An 18,507-nucleotide genomic window follows, 5' to 3' on the forward strand; every position below is an offset into this window, starting at 1 on the left:
GCTGGTAAATAATTCCGCCAGCCCCCGCCTCTCACTGCCTCACCCCGGAGAACATCATGGACTTGTCACGCCGCCACGCCCTTGCCGGAGCCGCCGCGCTCGCCGCATCTCCATTGCTCACCGCAGGCTCTGCCAAGGCGTCTGCTCCACCCGCCGACAAGCAGGCGCCGAGCTTCTACCGCTACAAGGTCGGCGATGCGCAGGTGAATGCGATCTCCGACGGCGCCAACACTTTCCCGCTGGCCGACACCTTCGTGCTCAACGCCAAGAAGGATGAGGTCAACGCGGCGCTCGACAAGGCCTTCCTGCCGAAGGACAACATGACCATCCACTTTGCGCCGCTGGTCATCAACACTGGCGGCAAGTTGGTGGTGATCGATACGGGCAACGGCCCCGGAGCCCTCGCGGCGACCAAGGGCAATGTCGGCCAGTTCGCCAACAACATGGCCGCCGCCGGCATCGACGCCAAGAACGTCGATGTGGTCGTGATCTCGCATTTCCACGGCGATCACGTGAACGGGCTTCTGGCCGCCGATGGCACGCCGGCTTTTCCGAATGCCGAAGTCCTCGTCCCGGCCGCTGAGTGGAAGTACTGGAACGACGATGGCGAACTGGCCAAGGCCGCCAATGACCGCATGAAGGGTCTGTTCGCCAGCAACCGCAAGCTCTTCAACGATGGGCTGAAGAAGAAGGTCACGCCCTATGAATGGGGCAAGGACGTCGCGCCAGGCCTGCTCGCCGTGGAGTCGGTCGGCCATACGCCTGGCCACACCTCGTTCGTGCTGTCGTCCGGCAGCGACAAGCTGTTCATTCAGTCCGACGTCACCAACCATCCGTCGCTGTTCGTCACCAATCCCGGCTGGCATCTGATGTTCGATCAGGACCCGGCGCAGGCGGAAACCACGCGCCGCAAGGTCTATGACATGCTGGTGGCCGAGAAGATGCGTGTGCAGGGCTTCCACTATCCATTCCCGGCCAACGGTTTCGTCGAGAAGGATGGCAGTGGTTATCGGCTGGTGCCGGCCCCATGGAGCCCGGTGATCTAAACGAAGCCTGGCAAATTTCCCGGCCTGCGCTGCAGTGCAGGCCGGCTGGCCTCGTAAACACCCATCGCCTCCGTCGGTGCGTCGTGCCAGTCTCTGCGCCGGAGTCGCGCCAACAGCGACCATGCAAAGCAAGGGGAGAAGACTTCATGGATCTGTCACGACGACAAGCACTGGCGGGTGCCGCCGCGCTCGCAGCGACGCCATTGCTCGCCACCGATTCTGCCAGAGCCTCAGCTCCGCCGGCCGACAAGCAGGCGCCAAGCTTCTATCGCTACAAGGTCGGCGATATTCAGGTGAACGCCATTTCCGATGGTGCGGCGACATTTCCTCTGGCCGATACGTATATTTCCAACGCCAAGCGCGATGATATCAATGCCGCACTCGCCAGGGCATTTCTGCCGACAAACCAGATCACCAACTTCTATGCGCCACTGGTGATCAACACCGGCGGCAAGCTGGTGGTGATCGACACCGGCAACGGGCCCGGCGCCTTTGCGGCAACCAAGGGCAATGTCGGGCAGTTCACCACCAACATGATGGCAGCGGGGATCGATCCGAAGATGATCGACATGGTCGTGATCTCGCACTTCCACGGCGATCATGTGAACGGCCTGCTGACGGCGGACGGCGTGCTGGCGTTTCCCAATGCCGAAGTGCTGGTGCCGGCAGTAGAGTGGAAGTTCTGGATGGACGACGGCGAGATGAGCCGTGCCACCGGCGATCGCATGACCGGTCTGTTCAAGAACAATCGGCGGGTGTTCGAGGCCGGGTTGAAGAAGAAGGTCACGCCCTATGAATGGGGCAAGGATGTCGCGTCCGGGCTGCTGGCTGTCGCCTCAATTGGGCACACGCCGGGCCACACGTCTTATGTGCTGTCGTCCGGATCGGACAAGGTCTTCATCCAGTCGGACGTCACTAACCTTCCAGCGCTATTCGCCGCCAATCCCGGCTGGCACGTGAATTTCGACCAGGATCCGGTGCAGGCCGAAGCCACCCGCCGCAAGGTCTATGACATGCTGGTCGCCGACAGGATGCGGGTGCAAGGCTTCCACTATCCGTTCCCGGCCAACGGTTTCGTCGAGAAGGATGGCGACGGCTACCGCGTCGTGCCGGCGCCGTGGAGCCCAGTTCTCTGAGGTCTGCGCTCTGGTGATCTTGACGGATCGCGGGCGCGGCCCTATGACCGCGCCCATGATCAACCTTGCGACCAGCATCATCGCCCGCCGCCGCCGCATTCTCGCGGCAGGTGGAGATATGCGCGCATAAGCGTTTCGATCTCTCACTGCCGCCGGATACGGTCCGCGGCAGTCTTTCTCCCAAACAGCAGCGCGACCCATCCGGCGGCCTTCACTCAGGAAGGAGCCCGTCATGTATACGCCGCCCAAATTTCAGACCGACCGGACCGACGCACTTGCGTTTGCGGACGCTCGCGGCTTCGGCACGGTCTGCGCCTTCGATGGCAGGAAGCCGATCGCCTCCGCGGTGCCTTTCTGCCTCGACTACGGCAATGACGGCACGCCGCGTCTGGCCTTTCACCTTGCGCGACAAAATCCGCTGCTCAAGCTTGCAGACGGCGTGACGCCATGGGCCATGGCCATCCTGGGCGCTGATGCCTATGTGTCGGCCGACTGGTACGTATCGCCCGATCAGGTGCCGACCTGGCTCTATCAGGCGGTCCATCTCACCGGACCGGTGCGCATCCTGTCGGGTGGTGAACTGGGCCCGCATCTTGACGCGCTGAGCGCAAGGTTCGAAACACGGCTGGCGCCGAAGAAGCCCTGGACCTCCGATAAGATGGCGGCGGGGCGGCTTGAGGCGATGAAGAAGGCGATCGTCGGTGTGGTGATGACAGTGGACGAGGTGGAGGGTAGCTCCAAGCTCAACCAGCACAAGTCAGATGCCGATCATCTGGCTGTCATGAGCGCACTGGCGCTGCGGCCGGAGCCTGCCGCGTTCGAGATTTCAAATGCGATGCGCAAATTGCGGCCGCATTTGTTTGCGGAAGAGACGACACAATTGACTGCTATGGCTGAGGCCGAAGGATTTATGGGATGAGCACGAAGAAGAAAATCGGCATTCTCGGTGCGTCCGGTTACACCGGAGCCGAACTGGTGCGGCTGCTGCTGCGTCATCCCAAGGTCGAACTCGTGCTGCTGACGGCCGACCGGCGCGCCGGGCAGGCGATGGGCGATGTGTTCCCGCAATTCGCACCCTATGAGCTGCCGACGCTCGTAAGCATCGACTCCGTCGACTGGACGACCATTGGCCTCGATCTGGTGTTCTGCGCGCTGCCGCATGCGACCACGCAGAAGGTGCTGCAGGATTTGCTGGCCAAGGCGCCGGAGACCAAGGTGGTGGATCTGTCGGCCGACTTCCGGCTCGAGGACGCAGCCGCCTATGCGAAGTGGTATGGCCACGAACATCATGCGCTGGAGCTGCAGAAGGAAGCCGTCTACGGCCTCGTCGAGCTCTATCGGCGCGACATCAAGAAAGCGCGGCTGATTGCCAATCCCGGCTGCTACACGTCGTGTGCGATCCTGCCGCTGGTGCCGCTGTTGAAGGCGCGCGCCGTCGAGACCGACGAGATCGTGATCGATGCCAAGTCCGGCATGACGGGAGCAGGGCGTTCCGCCAAGGAAGAGATGCTGTTCTCGGAAGTGTCCGAAGGCTTCAACGCCTATGGCGTCGGCCATCACCGGCACATGGCGGAGCTCGATCAGGAGTTCTCCAAAGCTGCCGGCAAGGAGGTTGTCGTCAGCTTCACGCCGCATCTCTTGCCGCAGAACCGGGGTATCCTCTCGACCATCTATGTGCGGGGCCGGCGCGGCAAGACGGCGCAGGATCTCCACGAGGTGCTGGTTAAACAGTATGAGAAGGAGCCGTTCGTGCACATCCTGCCATTCGGCAAGACGCCGCATTCGCGGCATGTGCGCGGTTCCAACATGACCTTCATCGGCGTTGCCGCTGACCGTATCCCGGGCCGCGCCATCATCGTCTCGACGCTCGACAACCTCACTAAAGGCGCATCGGGGCAGGCGGTGCAGAACATGAATCTGGTGCTTGGTTTCGTCGAGACGCTCGGCATCGATCAGCCGGCGATGTTCCCGTAGAGCGCGCGCATACACCTTGGCCCGCATTACAGGCCGGGCGACGACAGCGAGAGACAACAGAAAAGGCCCGAATTTGCGTTCGGGCCTTTTTTCTATGCTCTTGTCACTTCGCCGATCCTGGCTTTTGTGCGCGCTCCTTGAACAGCTCACTCAGTGTCTGCGCCGCCTCAATGGCGCGCGGGAAACCGGCATGGACCGTCGTCAGATAGACGATCTCCTTCAGCTCTTCCTCTTTCACGCCAGCGTTGAGCGCGTAGCCCGCATGGATCTTCATGAACGGCCGATGTCCCAGCGCCGCGAAAGCGGCGACGGCTGCCAACTGTCGCGTGCGCGCGTCGAGAACCGGCCGTGCCCAGACGTCGCCGAGTGCGTAACCCGTGATAGCATCGGCGAGAAAGGGAAACTCGGCGCGCAGGCCTTCGAGGGTCGGCTGGCTGCTGCCGGCATTGAGCGATCGAACAACCTCGTCGCCGCGTCGCAGGCGTTCTTCCGTCGTCTCCGCGCAAAGACTTGCTGCAGATGCCAGCATGCAGAATGCCGCAACGAAAGCGGTCGTTCGATATGACATGATCGCTTCTCCCTGTTTTTCTCGCCGCGCGAATGTTGCGACAGCGGACAAGCATTGGGGCATGTGGCGCGCTCGGCGTTAGACCGATCCTGCCGATCTCTTGTCCAATCCTCTAAGGCGGCGAAAGGACGCAGGGGCGAAACAAAACGGCCCGAACTTGCGTTCGGGCCGTTCATATTTGATCTGAAGTCAGACGCTTACGCGGCAGCCGACTTGGCGGTTGGGACTTCCGAGATGGTCTTCAGGATCTGCGAAGCGATCTGGTAGGGGTCGCCCTGGGAGTTCGGACGACGATCTTCCAGATAGCCCTTGTACTCGTTCTTGACGAAGGAGTGCGGGACGCGGATCGAGGCGCCGCGGTCCGCGATGCCATAGCTGAACTTGTTCCACGGAGCGGTCTCGTGCTTGCCGGTCAGACGCTTGTCGTTGTCCGGGCCGTAGACGTTGATGTGGTCCATCAGGTTCTTGTCGAACTGGGCCATCAAAGCTTCGAAGTAAGCCTTGCCGCCGACCGTACGCATATATTCGGTCGAGAAGTTGGCGTGCATGCCCGAGCCGTTCCAGTCGGTATCGCCGAGCGGCTTGCAGTGGAATTCGATGTCGATGCCGTACTTCTCCGTCAGACGGAGCAGCAGGTAACGGGCGATCCACATTTCGTCAGCGGCCTTCTTGGAGCCCTTGCCGAAGATCTGGAATTCCCACTGGCCCTTCGCCACTTCGGCGTTGATGCCTTCGTGGTTGATGCCGGCTTCGAGGCAGAGGTCGAGATGTTCTTCGACGATCTCGCGGGCAATTGAGCCGACGTTCTTGAAGCCGACGCCGGTGTAGTAGGGGCCCTGTGGCGCGGGATAGCCATCCTCGGGGAAACCGAGCGGACGGCCGTTCTCGTAGAAGAAGTATTCCTGTTCGAAACCGAACCAGGCGCCGGCATCGTCGAGAATGGTGGCGCGCTTGTTGGTCGAGTGCGGGGTGACGCCATCCGGCATCATGACTTCGCACATCACCAGAGCGCCGTTCTCACGGGCCGCGTCCGGATAGATCGCAACCGGCTTCAGCACGCAATCGGAGCTGTGGCCTTCGGCCTGCATGGTCGACGAACCGTCGAAGCCCCACAGCGGGAGCTGTTCGAGGGTCGGGAAATCTTCGAATTCCTTGATCTGCGTCTTGCCACGCAGGTTCGGAACCGGCGTGTAACCGTCGAGCCAAATATACTCGAGCTTATACTTTGTCATGCGGGTCTCTCATGAGTTGGCGATGCGTAGGGCGTGAGCCCTGAGCTTGCCGGCGGGCGGACGCAAAATCCGCCCCCAGCGGCGCTGCATATAAAGCACGTAGTATGCCAACTTGTCGCGGCGCAACGCTTTTGTGACGAAAACCGCGGCGCGTCCCCAACGGGGCTGTCATTCGCTGTCTGGAGAGGGCATCGGAGGCCGGGAATCGGTCCGGATTCGCGAATTTTTCAGAGGAATTCGACCGCGCGCGAAAATACCGGCTGCCCAATTCCCTTGCAGGCTATTTTGGACCGGAACTTTTCTGCCTTTCAGACGCTCAAATGAGAGGTCAGGCGCTGCGTAGGCGGCTTCAAAACCTGCGCGCCCAAAGCGCATGTCCATCGAGTGCGCATATTGTAGTCATTTGGATGCTTCTTACGAGGCAGTCGGCACAAAAGAAGGGCGCCTCTGTTACAATGATGATCCGAAAGGAAAAAACAGATCAGAGGAAGGAAGAGAAGCGATGCCGACGTCTCAAACGCATCACCCCCATACCGCTAAAATCTACCAATTCCCGGTTGGTGGCCGTGCATCGGTCGGCCCGCGGGGACGGCTCAGCAAGCCGTTGGACCTGCGTGCCTCGACCGTGAAAACCGTGGCCGACTATGACAGCTGGTACCACGAGGCTGCCATCCAGGAAGCCAACCGGACCTACGAACATTGACGGTGCCTGGCCGGACGCAAGGTTCACCGCCCCGGGCGCGGTTTATCGACGACGATCAAGGGCTGAAACAGCGATGTTTCAGCCCTTTTTCATGACCGGAAACCGGGTTGGTGTCAGACGCCGAAGATCGACCAGCCGAGCCGCTTCGTGAGCGCTTCGAGCGCAATGCGGCCGAGATGCGAATTGCCGTGCTTGTCGAGACCCGGCGCCCAGACTGCGATCGAGGCCTTGCCGGGCGCGACCGCGATAATGCCGCCGCCGACACCGCTTTTGCCGGGCAGGCCGACGCGATAGGCGAACTCACCCGAACCGTCATAATGGCCGCACATCAGCATCAGCGCGTTGATACGGCGCGCGCGCTCCGACGACACCACCGAGAGTCCGGTCGACGGATTGCGGCCCGAATAAGCGAGGTAGCGCGTCGCCATGGCCAACTGCCGACACGACATCGCGATCGCGCAGTGGTGGAAATAGACGCCGAGCGTGAAGTCGACGGGATTTTCGACCACGCCGAACGACTTCATATAGTTCGCCAGCGCGGTGTTGCGAAAGCCGGTGCGTTTCTCGGACGCGGCGACCGTCTCATCGATCACGATAGAGCTGTCGCCGGACAGAAACTGCATGAAACGCAGGATTTCGCCGATCGCCTCGCGCGGCTGATGGCCGGACAGGATGACGTCGGTGACGGCGATGGCGCCGGCATTGATGAAGGGATTGCGCGGCACGCCGCGCTCACGTTCGAGCTGGACGATGGAGTTGAACGGATTGCCCGAGGGCTCGCGGCCGACATGTTTCCACAGCCGGTCGCCGACCATGCCGAGCGCCAGCGTCAGCGTGAAGACTTTCGAGATGCTCTGGATCGAGAACGGCACATCGGCATCGCCGCCAGCCGCAACCTGGCCATCGGCATCGATGACCACAAGGCCGAACTGGTTGGGATCGACACCCGCCAGTTCCGGAATATAGCTCGCGACGTCGCCGCGGTCTGTTCGCTGCGCCATCTCGTCGGCAATTTCCTTGACGACGAGATCGAGACTTGGGGCAGCGTGGTTCATTGCAGATCAATCTGGCGAGAAGAAGCGTTAGTATGGAATCCGCAGGATCGCGATGGCGAGGACCGCCTGGGCGATGAAGCCGACCACGAAGGCCAGCGTGCGGAAAATCGGCAGGCCGAGCGTGTAGACGATCAGATGCACCACGCGCGACCAAAAATAGACCGCGCAGGCCAGAACGGTGGTCGGGGTCGAGACATCGGCGGCATTCAGGATCAGCACCAGCGGCGCGAAGATGATGAGATTCTCGACGGCGTTGTCATGGGCGAACATCATCCGGTTAGCCCATTCAGCCTGCGGCCTGTCGGTTCGCGTCGGATTGGCCATGACGCCGGTGACACCGCGGACCATGATGCGGTTCAGCATATAAGGCACCCAGAGCAGGCCGGTGAGAATCACGGTCAGCGTCAGCCAGAACAATTCGCGCGTCATCCGGGTATCCTTTCAGTCGAAATTCCCGCGGAAAACGCGGAGATGGTCATGCAAAACACACGCGCCGCAAGCGGATGCGACGCGTCCTAGCTGAAATCATAGACGTTTGCTGTGACGACGCCAAGCAAGCGCGGAGAGGCGGGCCGTTACGCCCGCACCCGCACATAACTGCCCGGGGCGTCTTCCAGTGCGGGGAATGCGTCGGTGCCGACATGGCGGGCAGGAACTTCCTCGCCATCGATGCCGGAGAGCCACTCCCGCCAGTTCGGCCACCACGAGCCAGCATGTTCCTGCGCGGTCTTCATCCAGTCGACAAGATCGGTGGCGTGGGCGTTGTCGTTGGTCCAGTACTGGTACTTGCCGGAGGCTGGCGGATTGACCACGCCGGCGATATGGCCGGAGCCGGACAACACGTATTTCACCGGGCCGCCGAAGAATTGCGAGCCGTACAGCACCGATTGCGCCGGCGCGATGTGGTCCTCGCGGGTGGCGAGATTGTAGACAGGCACCTTGACCTTGGAGAGATCGAGTCGGGTGTTGTCGAGGATCATGTTGCCGGTCGAGAGCTTGTTCTCGAGATAGCAGTTGCGCAGATAGAACGAGTGGTTTGCCGCCGGCATCCGCGTCGCATCCGAATTCCAGTGCAGCAGATCGAAGGCCGAAGGCGGCTTGCCCTTGAGGTAGTTGTTGACCACGTAGGACCAGATCAGGTCGTTCGAGCGCAGCATGTTGAAGGCCATGGCCATCTTGCTGCCTTCCAGCACACCAGCCGCCTGCATGTCCTTTTCCAGCGCCGAGATCTGATCCTCGTCGACGAACACCATGAGGTCGCCGGCATGGGTGAAGTCGACTTGCGCGGCCAGGAATGTTGCCGATGCCACGCGGACGCGGCGCTTCTCGGCGAGCCAGGCCAGCGTCGAGGCGAGCAGGGTGCCGCCGACGCAATAGCCGATGGTATGCATGGTCATCTCGCCGGTGACCTTCTCGATGACGTCCATCGCGGTCAGCGGGCCTTCCTTCATATAGTCATCGAAGGTCTTGGCGCCGAGGCGCTTGTCGGGGTTGACCCAGGAGATCACGAACACCGAGACGCCCTGATCGACAGCCCACTTGATGAAGGATTTCTCGGGCTTGAGATCGAGGATGTAGAACTTGTTGATCCAGGGCGGCACGATCAGGAGCGGCGTGCGCAGCACGTTCTCGGTTGCCGGCTGATACTGGATCAGCTGCATCACCTCGTTCTGGAAAATCACCTTGCCCGGCGTCGTCGCCATGTTGACGCCGACTTCGAGGTTTTTCGGATCGGACTGGCGAATGCGCAGCGAGCCTTTGCCGGCCTCGATATCCTCGGCAAGCATGGTCATGCCGCGCATCAGGTTGCTGCCGTTCGACATCACGGTCTCGCGCAGCACTTCCGGATTGGTCAGCACGAAATTCGACGGCGCCATCGCGTTGGTGATCTGCTGGACATAGAACTCCGCTTTCTTGCGGGTATGCGCATCCAGACCTTCGGCATTCTTGACGAGGTCGTGGGCCCATTGCGTGGTCAGCAGATAGGCCTGCATGACGAAGTCGAAGAACTGGTTCGATTTCCACTCGGGATCGCTGAAGCGCTTGTCGCGCGCCGCTGCCTCGATGGCGGGCGAGCCGGCTTCGCCGACCATCCGGCGCATCGCTGAGCCCCAGAGGTCGAGATAGGCCTTGCCGAGCTTCATCTGCAATTCGGCGGCGCGCTTGTCGTCGGACAGCCAGTAATTGGCGACGATGCTGAATGTCTTGATCAGCTCCGTCAGCTCGTTCGGCGGCTTGTCGACGGTCTCGCCGGTCTGGCGTGGCTGCAGATAGGCGGCCAGCGCCTTGCCGCCATTCTCCATCGCCTTGGCCATGTTGAGCGCAAAAGCTTCGGGATTGAACGGTTTGGCGGACGCGTCGCCCGAGATTTTATCGTTAGCAGCTTTGGCGTCGGCGGCAACTTCGGTCATGGCGCAACAACAGCTTCATTCCAGTCGGGCAACGGTACGTCGCCACGCAAATCGATGATGGCACAGTTCGCGGATTGCCGCAGGATTCGATGTGCTGCACCGCGTCATATAGTCGGCGTTGGGTCTTGCTTCCGTCATATTGAAGCTCCAAGCCTTTAGCTTCTTCTCCCGGCATTAATCGTTTGTGACCAGATTGGCTTGATGGTGCGCTGCGATAGGGATGAAATCGATTCTAATGCGATGTAGGGTTGTGGCGTGACGCGTAGAGGCACATTCAGGGCAATTGGTGGTCGCAGCGGGCGGGCGGCGACAGCGGCCGCCTTGCTGGTGCTGGGGCTTGGCTTGCCTCTGGGCGGCTGCGCCTCGACCATCGCCGACATGCCCATGGTGGGGACGCCGGCGGGCGCTCCGGCGCGTCCGGCCGAGGTGGGCACCTATCTGCCGGTTCATGATCTGCCGACCACCCGCGAAGGCACCGCCATGGCGCCGGCGGATCAGGCCAAGATGCAGGCCGAACTGACTGCCGCCCGCGATCGCCAGGCCGTCGTGCTGCCGGCCAAACCGGCGGCCAAATAGTCAAAACTGCCCGTCGTGACTGGTGTCACCGGGCTTCCGTGATAAAAAGAAGCGATTCAACCGCATGATGAAGCGGTTCTGGAGCCCGATCCCATGGAAGAATTCTACCGCATCCGCCGATTGCCGCCCTATGTGTTCGAACAGGTCAACCGGGCCAAGGCCGCCGCGCGAAACGCTGGCGCCGATATCATCGACCTCGGCATGGGCAATCCGGATCTTGCGACCCCGCCGCATGTGATCGAGAAGCTCAAGGAGACCCTGGGCAAGCCGCGCACCGATCGTTACTCGGCCTCGAAGGGCATCACCGGCCTGCGCAAGGCCCAGGCCGGCTATTACGAGCGCCGCTTTGGCGTGAAGCTCAATCCCGACACCCAGGTGGTGGCGACGCTGGGCTCCAAGGAAGGCTTCGCCAACGTCGCTCAGGCGATCACCGCGCCTGGCGATGTCGTGCTGTGCCCGAATCCGAGCTACCCGATCCATGCCTTCGGCTTCCTGATGGCTGGCGGCGTGATCCGTTCGGTGCCGTCCGAGCCGACGCCGGATTTCTTCGCGGCCGTCGAGCGCGCCATCATCCATTCGATCCCGAAGCCGATCGCGCTGATCGTCTGCTATCCGTCGAATCCGACGGCGCAGGTGGCGAGCCTCGACTTCTACAAGGACCTCGTGGCCTTCGCGAAGAAGCATGAGATCTACATTCTTTCGGACCTCGCTTATGCCGAGGTCTATTTCGACGACAAGAACCCGCCACCCTCGGTGCTGCAGGTACCGGGCGCGATGGACGTCACCGTCGAATTCACCTCGATGTCGAAGACATTCTCGATGGCCGGCTGGCGCATGGGCTTTGCGGTCGGCAACGAGCGCATCATTGCCGCGCTGACGCGGGTGAAATCCTATCTCGACTACGGCGCGTTCACGCCTGTGCAGGTCGCGGCGACTGCTGCGCTGAACGGCCCCGACGACTGCATCCGCGAGATGCGCGACACCTATCGCAAGCGCCGCGACGCCATGGTGGAGTCTTTCGGCCGGGCCGGCTGGGACATTCCGCCGCCATCGGCGTCGATGTTCGCCTGGGCGCCGCTGCCCGAGAAATTCCGCGAAGTCGGCAGCATGCAGTTTGCAACGCTTCTCGTTGAAAAGTCCGGTGTGGTGGTATCTCCCGGTGTCGCCTTCGGCGAGCATGGCGAAGGTTACGTCCGCATCGCGATGGTCGAGAACGAACAGCGCATTCGCCAGGCTGCCCGCGGCATTCGCCGCTTCCTTGAAAGCGGTCTCGAAACGTTGCACAACGTGGTTCCTCTCGCCAACCGGCGATAGGCGTGATCCCCGAAAACCGGCAACCGGTTTTCGGACCGGTCATCGCTCAACAAGAATTCCGACAGGTCTGAAGCTTAATGGTCGCACCCCTCAAAGTGGGTATCGCGGGACTCGGCACCGTTGGTGCCGAAGTCGTCCGTCTCATCGAACAGCAGAACTCGATTTTGGCCGCGCGCTGCGGTCGTGGCGTCAAGGTGATTGCTGTCACTGCGCGCTCCAAGACCAAGAAGCGCGGTGTCGATCTGCGTGGCATCGACTGGATGAAGGATCCTCTCGCTGTTGCGCAGCATCCCGATGTCGAGTGCTTTGTTGAATTGATGGGCGGTGTCGGCGATCCCGCGCTGTCGTCGATCGAGGCGGCGCTGCGCGCCGGCAAGTCGGTCGTGACCGCGAACAAGGCCCTGATCGCCAAGCATGGCCTGAAGCTCGCCGCATCGGCTGAGAAGCACGGCGGCGCGCTGAACTATGAGGCCGCAGTCGCTGGCGCCATTCCGATCATCAAGACCATCCGCGAAGGTCTCGTCGGCACCGATATCAATCGCGTCTACGGTATTCTCAACGGCACCTGCAACTACATCCTGTCGCGCATGGAGTTGGAGGGCCTGTCCTTCGAGGAATGCCTTAAAGACGCGCAGCGGCTTGGCTACGCCGAGGCCGAGCCGTCCTTCGACGTGGATGGCCACGATACCGCGCAGAAGCTGGCTATTCTCGCCAGCCTCGCATTCGGCACCAAGGTCGCGCAGAGCGCAGTGTCAGTCGAGGGCATTTCGTCAATCGCGGCTGAAGATCTGCGTGCTGCTGCAGAGCTTGGCTATCGTGTGAAGCTGCTGGGCGTTGCCATGCGCACCGCGACTGGCATCGAACAGCGCGTGCATCCGACCATGGTGCCGCTGTCGTCCTCCATTGCGCAGGTCATGGGCGTCACTAACGCCGTCACGGTTGATGGTGCGGGCATTGCGCCGATTACGCTGGTCGGTCCCGGCGCCGGCGGCGCTGCAACCGCGTCTGCTGTTCTGGCTGATATTGCCGATGTCGCACGCAACGTTCGCGCGCTGCCTTTCGGGCGGCCGGTCGAGAAGCTCAAGACCACCACCAAGGCGCCGATGGAACGCCATGAAGGTGGCTATTACATCCGCCTGATGGCGCGGGATCTCGCCGGCACCGCCGCGCGTATCGCAACGCGTCTGGCCGAACAGAAGATTTCGCTGGAGTCGATCGTGCAGCGCCATCCGAATGGCGGCATCGAGCCGGTCGGCAAGAGCACGAAATCGTCACCGGTGCCTGTTATCCTGATCACCTACGCCACCACCGAGGACGCCATGCGTCGCGCCCTCCAGGCCGTGCAAAGCGACAAGGTGATATCGGGCAAGCCGCAGGTTATTCGCATCGAGAAGAACTAAATCCACGCGTTGAGAGTTGTACGGGGACATTCGTCCCACCGTAGAAGGAGCCCGCCCATGTCGACCCATATTACCGTCCCGCCGCAGCAACTGCTCGAGCGCATTCTGACGCTGGAGATCGTTCGCGTGACCGAGCGCGCGGCAGTGTCGGCTGCGCGGCTGCGTGGTCATGGGCAGGAGAAGGCGGCGGATCAGGCAGCGGTTGATGCGATGCGCCGCGAGCTCAACAAGATGCCGATCGACGGCACCATCGTGATCGGCGAGGGCGAGCGCGACGAAGCGCCGATGCTCTATATCGGCGAAAAGGTCGGCATCAATGCCGGCCCGAAGGTCGACATTGCCGTCGACCCGCTGGAAGGCACGACACTGTGCGCCAAGGACATGCCGGGCTCGATCGCCACCATGGCGATGGCCGACGGCGGTACGCTGCTGCACGCGCCCGACGTCTATATGGACAAGATCGCGATTGGCCCGGGCTACGCCAAGAACGTGATCGACATCGACGCATCGCCGGAAGAGAACATCAAGCGCCTCGCCAAGGCCAAGGGCGTGCCGGTGTCGGCGATCACCGCCCTCGTGCTTGAGCGGCCGCGGCACGAAGCACTGATCGCAGCGATCCGCTCGACCGGGGCGGCGCTGCGTCTCATTCCGGACGGCGACGTCGCCGGCGTCATCCACACCACCGATCCCGCCAAATCTGGCATCGACATCTATCTTGGCATTGGCGGCGCACCGGAAGGCGTGCTGGCAGCTGCAGCACTGCGCTGCATCGGCGGCCAGATGCAGACCCGATTGATCCTCGATACCGACGAGAAGCGCGAGCGTGCGCTGAAGATGGGTGTCACCGATCCGAAGATGATCTATGGCATCGAGGACATGGCGAAGGGCGACTGCCTGTTTGCCGCCACCGGTGTTACCGACGGCGCATTGCTGTCGGGCGTCAAGTTCCGCGGCGACGTCATCGAGACCGAGACCATCGTGATGCGTTCGGTGACCGGCACCGTGCGCATCATCAAGGGCGAGCATCGCCAGCTCGAAAAATTCCACCTGGATTGAGTTCGGTCACATGGCGAAGGCGAATGTTGACATCCGCCCAGTCGGCCCCGATGAACGGGCTGCCTGGGAGCCGCTGTGGCAGGGCTATCTGACCTTCTACAAGGCGACGCTGCCACAGATCGCGACCGATACCGCGTGGAAGCGTTTCCACGACGCCACCGAGCAGATGTTTCTGCTCGGTGCCTATGTGGACGGCAAGCTCACCGGCATCGTGCAGTTCCTGTATCACCGCTCATCCTGGACGCCGGGTAACTACTGCTACCTGCAGGACCTGTTCGTCGACAACGGCGCGCGGGGACTTGGCATCGGCCGCGCTCTGATCGAAGCGGTTTATGCAAAGGCCAAGGCTGACGGCTGCAGCCGCGTGCATTGGTTGACCCAGAACGAGAATGCGCAGGCCAGGACTCTCTACGATCAGGTCGCGGACAATTCCGGATTTATGCAGTACCGGAAGATACTCTGATCAAAGGCAATCCGAGCGCGCCAACATGCGCTCGGATTAATCGAACTAAAAACCAAGAAAACAAAACGGGGATGAGACCATGAGCGAGACCGATAACGTCAAGGCTCTGGTGTTCGACGTGTTCGGCACCGTGGTTGACTGGCGTTCCAGCCTGATTGCTGACTGTACCGCGTTCGGCAAAGCGCGCGGTATCACGGCTGACTGGACCGCGCTCGTCGATGCCTGGCGGCAGGCCTATATGCCGTCGATGGACGTGGTGCGCCATCATCCCGAGCGCGGCTTCGTCAAGCTCGACGCGCTGCATCGGCAGTCACTCGATGTGTTGGTCGCCAAGTTCGGCATCAACGGGCTCTCGGACAACGATCTGCATTACATGACACTCGGCTGGCACCGGCTGCATCCGTGGGCGGATTCGGTGAGCGGCTTGACCAGGCTGAAGACAAAATACGTCATCAGCCCGTTGTCGAACGGCAATGTCGCGCTGCTGACCAACATGGCGAAATTCGCCGGCCTGCCATGGGACCTGATCATGAGCGCGGAACTGTTCGAACACTACAAGCCCGATCCCCAGGCCTATCTCGGCGCGGCCGCACTGCTCAATCTGAAGCCTGCGGAAGTCATGATGATCGCCGCCCATAACAGCGATCTCGATGCCGCACACAAACTCGGCCTCAAGACCGCCTTCGTGCCGCGCGTTACTGAATATGGTCCGCACCAGAACCGCGACTTCAAGGCCGAGGGCCCGTGGGACGTGGTGGCGGATGATTTCAACGATCTGGCGAAGCGGATGGGCTGCTGACGGCCTGAGATTTGCCGAAAGCGGCTGCGCGGCCTATTGCTGATGCCATGACGCCACCGACCATCATTCCCGTCGAATCCCAACAGGCCTTTCTCGGCGTCACCGAATCCGCCACCGGGCGGATCTGGCGCGACCGGGTGGACCAGCGCGGGGCGGCGCGGGCGCTGGCCATGGTGCAGCGTTTCCAATTGCCGGAAATGCTGGCGCGCGTCATCGCCGGCCGCAATATCGAACTCGACGCGGTCGAAGACTTTCTCGATCCCACAATCCGCAAGCTGATGCCGGACCCGTTCACCATCACGCAGATGGAAGCGGCGGCGAAGCGCATCGCGGATGCCGCGCAGCGCCGCGAGAAAGTGGCGATCTTCGGCGACTACGACGTCGACGGCGCGACGTCGTCGGCGCTGCTGGCCTGGCATCTCCGCCATTGCGGACTCGACCCGCAGATTCACATTCCCGATCGCATCTTTGAGGGCTACGGCCCCAATGTGGATGCCATCAAAGCGCTGGCCGGCAAGGGCGCGACACTGCTCGTGACCGTCGATTGCGGTACGACGAGCTTCGAACCGTTGGCCGAGGCCAAGAAGCTCGGCATGTCCGTGGTCGTCATCGATCACCATCAGACCGGCGAGGAATTGCCTGACGTGGATGCCGTGGTGAATCCGAACCGGCTCGACGATATTTCCGGTCTCGGTCATCTCGCCGCCGTCGGCCTCGTGCTGATCACGCTCGTCGCGGTCAATCGCGAATTGCGCAAGCGCGGCTTCTGGACCGCCGAGATGCCGGAGCCGGATCTGCTCGGCATGCTGCATCACGTGGCCCTGGGCACCGTGGCCGACGTGGCACCGCTGATCGGCCTGAACCGCGCCTTCGTCGCCAAGGGTCTCATCGCATTGCGCCGCCGCGATCACATCGGCCACACCGCACTGATGGATGTGGCGCGTTTGAACGGTCCGCCGGAAGCGTGGCATCTCGGCTTCATGCTGGGACCGCGCATCAATGCCGGCGGCCGGATCGGGCGCGCAGACTTGGGCGTGCGGCTGCTACTTGAAGGCGATATTTCCGAGGCCGCGAAGATCGCTGCCGAACTCGATCGACTGAACATCGAACGACGCGTGATCGAGCAGGCCGCGGAAGCGCAGGCCGAAGCGGAGGCGCTGGCGTCACTGGGGCTGGAGGATAAGGGCTCCGTGGTCGTGACAGCCAGTGAAGGCTGGCATCCCGGTGTGGTCGGGCTCGTCGCATCCCGGCTCAAGGAGAAATTCGCGCGGCCCGCTTTTGCCATTGCGCTTGAGCCCGGCGGGATCGGCACCGGCTCCGGCCGTTCGATCTCCGGCGTCGATCTCGGCAAGGCCGTGCGACAGGCGGTCACTGACGGATTGCTGATGAAAGGCGGTGGCCACGCCATGGCCGCCGGCATCACGCTGCGCAAGGAACGGCTCGGTGAATTCCGCGCCTATATCGAAAGCGCGCTGGCCGCCGATGTCGGCAAGTCACGCAACGAGAAAGAACTGTTCATCGACGGCGCCGTGACCGCGCGCGGCGTGACGACGGATCTGGTGAATACGCTCAATCGCGCCGGGCCATTTGGCGCTGCCAATCCGGAGCCAGTGATCGCTCTGCCGGCGCATCAGCTCGTCTATGTCGATGAAGTCGGGCAGGCGCATCTGCGGCTGCGCTTCAAGGCGTCGGACGGCGCCATCGTCAACGGCATCGCGTTTCGTTCAGTGGGGCAGAAGCTCGGCAACGCGTTGCAGGAGTTGCGTGGTCAGCCTGTCCATGTGGCGGGCTCGCTGACCGTCGATCGCTGGCAAGGTGCCGAGCGCGTGCAGATGCGCGTGATCGACGTGGCGGCGCCGGATCCCGGGCCGAAGATGATCAGATGATATCAATCTCAGTCTGTCGGCTCCCGGCTTGACCGGCGCACTCATCCATTTATGTCTTGCCGGCGGAGCAGTCTGGTCGAGTATCGATAGCGGTCCGCCGGATGAATGCTGAGCGAGACCTCAGCCAGCTCGTTTGACGCGAACAGATACTGCCGCCGGATCGACAGCGCATGCGCGCCAGCCGTTGCCTTCAGTGGCTCCGCCATCGCGTCCGACACGCCAACCGCAGAAATGTCCTGCCGGATCTCGACAAAGCGTCGTCCCGAGATTTTCTCGACCAGCGTGCCGAAGATCTCATGATGCCCCGCCATTTTCGTGCGTACCTCGTCGGCGAAGGCGCCGTCGATATAGACATCGGTCCAGCAGATCGGCGTCTGTGTGACGTCGCCGGGAATCGTGCGCAGACTTGAGATGCACAGCCAGCGGCGACCCGGTCGGCATCCGAGCTGGCTGGCCAGCTCGCTGTCCGCGACAATGTCGGCGACATGCTGCACGTGGCGCTCCGTCTCGGTGCCGAACTGCTGTACCGCCTCGATCGTATTGAGTGCCTGCGTAAAGCCATCACCGCCCTTGGCGGGAGAGGCCGCCTCGACGCGCGTGCCCGCATTACGTTTTCGGCTGACAAGGCCGGACGCCTGAAGCTCCTGCATCGCCGCGCGCACGGTTGATCGGCTCACGGCGAACTGGTCCGCCAGCTCGAACTCTGTCGGCAGCACGGACCCGACCGGATGCCGTCCGTCTGCAATGGCCTCGGTCAGTGCTCGGGCCACGAACGCGTAACGCTTTTCCACCGTCGTCCCTCGACCCCTAAGTCCCTGATCGCAGGATGGAAGCCTGATTGGCGACCATCTCGTCAAGGAAGGAGATTGACACACGGTTTATGTTCGG

General features: G+C 62.1%; 18 protein-coding genes. 12 read left to right on the plus strand and 6 right to left on the minus strand.

What is annotated here, in order from left to right; all coding sequences use genetic code 11:
- Positions 1-56: 56 nt before the first annotated feature.
- From LPB73_RS11125 to argC, 4 genes are all read left to right on the plus strand, one after another.
- A complete protein-coding gene (locus LPB73_RS11125; RefSeq protein ID WP_231080607.1) occupies positions 57-1,046 on the plus strand; it encodes an MBL fold metallo-hydrolase in 990 nt (329 codons plus the stop codon).
- Between the two features lie 146 nt (positions 1,047-1,192).
- On the plus strand, positions 1,193-2,182 hold the full coding sequence (locus LPB73_RS11130; RefSeq protein ID WP_231080608.1) for an MBL fold metallo-hydrolase: 990 nt from the start codon (positions 1,193-1,195) through the stop codon (positions 2,180-2,182).
- Between the two features lie 232 nt (positions 2,183-2,414).
- Complete coding sequence (locus LPB73_RS11135) at positions 2,415-3,101, plus strand: FMN-binding negative transcriptional regulator (protein ID WP_089264163.1); 687 nt, start codon at positions 2,415-2,417, stop codon at positions 3,099-3,101.
- Entirely contained in the window at positions 3,098-4,156 is a 1,059-nt protein-coding gene (argC, locus tag LPB73_RS11140; RefSeq protein ID WP_231080609.1) for an N-acetyl-gamma-glutamyl-phosphate reductase, read from the plus strand. The genes LPB73_RS11135 and argC overlap by 4 nt, the downstream gene beginning before the upstream one ends.
- A 103-nt stretch (positions 4,157-4,259) precedes the next feature.
- Here argC and LPB73_RS11145 read toward each other — a convergent pair whose 3' ends face one another.
- A complete protein-coding gene (locus tag LPB73_RS11145) occupies positions 4,260-4,724 on the minus strand; it encodes a carboxymuconolactone decarboxylase family protein (protein WP_093758440.1) in 465 nt (154 codons plus the stop codon).
- A 197-nt stretch (positions 4,725-4,921) separates the two neighbouring features.
- Positions 4,922-5,956, minus strand: coding sequence for a glutamine synthetase beta-grasp domain-containing protein (locus tag LPB73_RS11150; RefSeq protein ID WP_089264165.1), 1,035 nt, complete (start codon positions 5,954-5,956; stop codon positions 4,922-4,924).
- Between the two features lie 502 nt (positions 5,957-6,458).
- Between LPB73_RS11150 and LPB73_RS11155 the strand changes: the two genes are divergently transcribed.
- The gene (locus tag LPB73_RS11155) at positions 6,459-6,659 is read left to right on the plus strand and encodes a DUF2735 domain-containing protein (protein ID WP_089264166.1); all 201 of its coding nucleotides are present in this window, start codon (positions 6,459-6,461) and stop codon (positions 6,657-6,659) included.
- A 113-nt stretch (positions 6,660-6,772) separates the two neighbouring features.
- Here the strand turns inward: LPB73_RS11155 and LPB73_RS11160 are convergent, their stop codons facing one another.
- From LPB73_RS11160 to LPB73_RS11170, 3 genes are all read right to left on the minus strand, one after another.
- Complete coding sequence (locus LPB73_RS11160) at positions 6,773-7,714, minus strand: glutaminase (protein ID WP_089264167.1); 942 nt, start codon at positions 7,712-7,714, stop codon at positions 6,773-6,775.
- Positions 7,715-7,741: 27 nt separating this feature from the next.
- Positions 7,742-8,143, minus strand: coding sequence for an MAPEG family protein (locus LPB73_RS11165; protein WP_089264168.1), 402 nt, complete (start codon positions 8,141-8,143; stop codon positions 7,742-7,744).
- Positions 8,144-8,289: 146 nt separating this feature from the next.
- Entirely contained in the window at positions 8,290-10,029 is a 1,740-nt protein-coding gene (locus LPB73_RS11170) for a PHA/PHB synthase family protein (protein ID WP_305801705.1), read from the minus strand.
- Between the two features lie 351 nt (positions 10,030-10,380).
- On the opposite strand from LPB73_RS11170, the gene LPB73_RS11175 reads away from it, so the two are divergent.
- The 7 genes from LPB73_RS11175 to recJ all read left to right on the plus strand — a co-directional run bounded on the left by LPB73_RS11175 (position 10,381) and on the right by recJ (position 17,619).
- A complete protein-coding gene (locus tag LPB73_RS11175) occupies positions 10,381-10,701 on the plus strand; it encodes a hypothetical protein (RefSeq protein WP_414716883.1) in 321 nt (106 codons plus the stop codon).
- A 93-nt stretch (positions 10,702-10,794) separates the two neighbouring features.
- Entirely contained in the window at positions 10,795-12,015 is a 1,221-nt protein-coding gene (locus LPB73_RS11180) for an LL-diaminopimelate aminotransferase (RefSeq protein ID WP_089264170.1), read from the plus strand.
- Between the two features lie 77 nt (positions 12,016-12,092).
- Positions 12,093-13,415, plus strand: a complete 1,323-nt coding sequence (locus LPB73_RS11185) for a homoserine dehydrogenase (RefSeq protein ID WP_120289462.1) — start codon at positions 12,093-12,095, stop codon at positions 13,413-13,415.
- Between the two features lie 57 nt (positions 13,416-13,472).
- Positions 13,473-14,471: a class II fructose-bisphosphatase gene (gene glpX, locus LPB73_RS11190; RefSeq protein WP_068736567.1), complete on the plus strand. Its 999-nt coding sequence runs from the start codon at positions 13,473-13,475 to the stop codon at positions 14,469-14,471.
- Between the two features lie 10 nt (positions 14,472-14,481).
- Positions 14,482-14,934: a GNAT family N-acetyltransferase gene (locus LPB73_RS11195; protein WP_231080611.1), complete on the plus strand. Its 453-nt coding sequence runs from the start codon at positions 14,482-14,484 to the stop codon at positions 14,932-14,934.
- A gap of 79 nt (positions 14,935-15,013) precedes the next feature.
- Positions 15,014-15,733 carry a haloacid dehalogenase type II gene (locus LPB73_RS11200; protein ID WP_231080612.1) on the plus strand — a complete coding sequence of 240 codons (720 nt, stop codon included), beginning with the start codon at positions 15,014-15,016 and terminating at the stop codon, positions 15,731-15,733.
- A gap of 47 nt (positions 15,734-15,780) precedes the next feature.
- Complete coding sequence (recJ, locus tag LPB73_RS11205) at positions 15,781-17,619, plus strand: single-stranded-DNA-specific exonuclease RecJ (RefSeq protein WP_231080613.1); 1,839 nt, start codon at positions 15,781-15,783, stop codon at positions 17,617-17,619.
- Positions 17,620-17,660: 41 nt separating this feature from the next.
- Here the strand turns inward: recJ and LPB73_RS11210 are convergent, their stop codons facing one another.
- On the minus strand, positions 17,661-18,410 hold the full coding sequence (locus LPB73_RS11210; RefSeq protein WP_231080614.1) for a GntR family transcriptional regulator: 750 nt from the start codon (positions 18,408-18,410) through the stop codon (positions 17,661-17,663).
- Between the last annotated feature and the right edge of the window lie 97 nt (positions 18,411-18,507).

Origin of the sequence: Tardiphaga sp. 37S4 (genome assembly GCF_021044645.1) — a bacterium.
In the GTDB taxonomy this organism is placed as follows: Bacteria; Pseudomonadota; Alphaproteobacteria; order Rhizobiales; family Xanthobacteraceae; genus Tardiphaga; species Tardiphaga robiniae.